We start from the raw sequence: 3,203 nt of genomic DNA, 5'->3' as shown, positions 1-3,203 counted from the left end.
GAGCTGGCAGCTGGCGCCGCGCGTGTTTTGGGCGCATGCCGCGGCCCGCGCGTTTTGCCAATTGAAACAAGGGCTTGCGAGCTGCGTTCGGGGTTTTCCCGCGAGGCCCCGAAAGCTGGCTCGCGACTTGTAATCAAAGCAGCAGCAGCCGGTGTACCGGCGACCCCGGACCTTGAAGCAACAAGAGGAGACAGCTCGCATGGAGACGTTCTACGAGGTGATGCGCCGCCAGGGCATTTCGCGCCGCAGCTTTTTGAAGTACTGCTCGCTGACCGCGACCTCGCTCGGCCTCGGCCCGGCCTTCGTGCCGCAGATCGCGCACGCGATGGAAACCAAGCCGCGCACACCGGTGCTGTGGCTGCACGGGCTGGAATGCACCTGCTGCTCCGAGAGCTTCATCCGATCGGCGCACCCGCTCGCCAAGGACGTGGTGCTGTCGATGATCTCGCTCGACTACGACGACACGCTGATGGCCGCCGCCGGCCACCAGGCCGAGGCCATCCTCGAAGAGATCATGGTCAAGTACAAGGGCAACTACATCCTGGCCGTGGAAGGCAACCCGCCGCTCAACCAGGACGGCATGAGCTGCATCATCGGCGGCAAGCCCTTCATCGAGCAGTTGAAGCACGTTGCGAAAGACGCCAAGGCCATCATCAGCTGGGGCTCGTGCGCCTCATGGGGCTGCGTGCAGGCGGCCAAGCCGAACCCGACGCAGGCCACGCCGATCCACAAGGTGATCTTCGACAAGCCCATCATCAAGGTGCCGGGCTGCCCGCCGATCGCCGAGGTCATGACGGGCGTGATCACCTACATGCTCACCTTCGACCGCATCCCCGAGCTCGACCGCCAGGGCCGGCCGAAGATGTTCTACAGCCAGCGCATCCACGACAAGTGCTATCGCCGCCCGCACTTCGACGCTGGCCAGTTCGTCGAGGCCTGGGACGACGAGAGCGCGCGCAAGGGCTACTGCCTCTACAAGGTCGGCTGCAAGGGCCCGACCACCTACAACGCCTGCTCCACGGTGCAGTGGAACGAGGGCACGAGCTTCCCGATCAAGGCCGGCCACGGCTGCATCGGCTGCTCGGAGGACGGCTTCTGGGACAAGGGCTCGTTCTACAACCGACTGACCGACATCCACCAGTTCGGCATCGAAGCCAACGCCGACAAGGTCGGCGGTGTGGCGGCCGCCGTCGTGGGTGCGGCAGCGGCGGCGCACGCGGCCGTCTCGGCGATCAAGCGCGCGAACCAGAACAACGACACCACCACCAAGGTCTGAAGAAAGTACACCCATGGGCGCTTACGAAACGCAAGGCTTCAAGATGGACAACACCGGCCGGCGCATCGTCGTCGACCCGGTCACGCGCATCGAGGGCCACATGCGCTGCGAGGTCAACCTCGACAGCAACAACGTGATCCGCAACGCCGTCTCGACCGGCACGATGTGGCGCGGCCTTGAGGTCATCCTGAAGGGCCGGGACCCGCGCGATGCCTGGGCTTTCGTCGAACGCATCTGCGGCGTGTGCACCGGCTGCCATGCGCTGACCTCGGTGCGCGCGGTCGAAGACGCGCTGGGCATCAAGATCCCGAAGAACGCCTACCTGATCCGCGAGATCATGGCCAAGACGCTGCAGGTGCACGACCATGCCGTCCACTTCTACCACCTGCACGCGCTCGACTGGGTCGATGTGGTCTCGGCACTCAAGGCCGATCCGAAGAAGACCTCGGAGCTGCAGCAGCTCGTCTCGCCGTCGCACCCGCTGTCCTCGGCCGGTTACTTCCGCGACATCCAGAACCGGCTGAAGAAGTTCGTCGAGAGCGGCCAGCTCGGCCCCTTCATGAACGGCTACTGGGGCAGCAAGGCCTACGTGCTGCCGCCCGAGGCCAACCTGATGGCGGTGACGCACTACCTCGAAGCGCTCGACCTGCAGAAGGAATGGGTCAAGGTCCATACCATCTTCGGCGGCAAGAACCCGCACCCGAACTACCTGGTCGGCGGTGTGCCTTGCGCAATCAACATCGACGGCAACGGTGCCGCCGGTGCGCCGATCAACATGGAGCGGCTGAACTTCGTGAAGGCTCGCATCGACGAGATGGTCGAGTTCAACAACAAGGTCTACATCCCAGACGTGCTGGCCATCGGCACGATCTACAAGAACGCCGGCTGGCTGTTCGGCGGCGGTCTCTCGGCCACCAACGTGATGGACTACGGCACCTACTCGAAGGTCAACTACGACGCCAGGACCGACCAGTTGCCCGGCGGCGCGATCCTCGACGGCAACTGGGACGTGATCCACCCGGTCGACCCGCGCGACCCCGAGCAGGTGCAGGAGTTCGTGCCGCACAGCTGGTACAAGTATGCCGACGAGTCCAAGGGCCTGCACCCGTGGGACGGCGTGACCGAGCCCAACTACGAACTCGGCGCCAGGACCAAGGGCACGCGCACAGACATCAAGGAGATCGACGAGAGCGCCAAGTATTCGTGGATCAAGTCGCCGCGCTGGCGCGGCCACGCGATGGAGGTCGGCCCGCTGGCGCGCTACATCCTCGGCCATGCGCATGCGCTGCAGGGCAACAGGTATTCGCAGCGCGTCAAGCAGCAGATCGATTCGTCGGCGGCGGCGATCAACAGCGTCATCCCGAAGGCGCTGGGCCTGCCCGAGACGCAGTACACCGCCAAGCAGCTGCTGCCCACGACCATCGGCCGCACGCTGGCGCGCGCGCTGGAAAGCCAGTACTGCGCCGAGATGATGCTCGACGACTTCAACGAGCTGGTCGCCAACATCAAGGCCGGTGACACCAGCACCGCCAACGTCGAGAAGTGGGACCCGGCGACCTGGCCCAAGGAGGCCAAGGGCGTGGGCACGGTGGCCGCGCCACGCGGTGCGCTCGGCCACTGGATCCGCATCAAGGACGGCCGCATCGAGAACTACCAGTGCGTCGTGCCGACCACCTGGAACGGCAGCCCGCGCGACAACAAGGGCCAGATCGGTGCGTTCGAGGCAAGCCTGATGAACACGCCGATGGCCAATCCGGAGCAGCCGGTCGAGATCCTGCGCACGCTGCATTCGTTCGATCCGTGCCTGGCCTGCTCGACCCACGTGATGAGCCCGGACGGCCAGGAACTCACCAGCGTGAAGGTGCGCTGAAGCCGCAGGCCACGAACCACAAACATCCAGGAGACAACGACATGCTCACGAAAAATC

At 65.0% G+C, this 3,203-nt stretch carries 2 protein-coding genes; both read left to right on the top strand.

Annotation, left to right across the window (positions count from 1 at the left end; translation table 11 throughout):
- The first annotated feature begins 199 nt into the window (after positions 1-199).
- Positions 200-1,276: a hydrogenase small subunit gene (locus FKP22_RS25385; RefSeq protein ID WP_141290510.1), complete on the top strand. Its 1,077-nt coding sequence runs from the start codon at positions 200-202 to the stop codon at positions 1,274-1,276.
- A 13-nt stretch (positions 1,277-1,289) separates the two neighbouring features.
- Complete coding sequence (locus FKP22_RS25380; RefSeq protein ID WP_141290508.1) at positions 1,290-3,146, top strand: nickel-dependent hydrogenase large subunit; 1,857 nt, start codon at positions 1,290-1,292, stop codon at positions 3,144-3,146.
- Positions 3,147-3,203: the final 57 nt, after the last annotated feature.

Source organism: Ideonella azotifigens, assembly GCF_006519715.1.
In the GTDB taxonomy this organism is placed as follows: domain Bacteria; phylum Pseudomonadota; class Gammaproteobacteria; order Burkholderiales; family Burkholderiaceae_C; genus Ideonella; species Ideonella azotifigens.
Note: the sequence above shows the minus strand (reverse complement) of the source record. Positions and strands in the feature narration are given on the sequence as shown.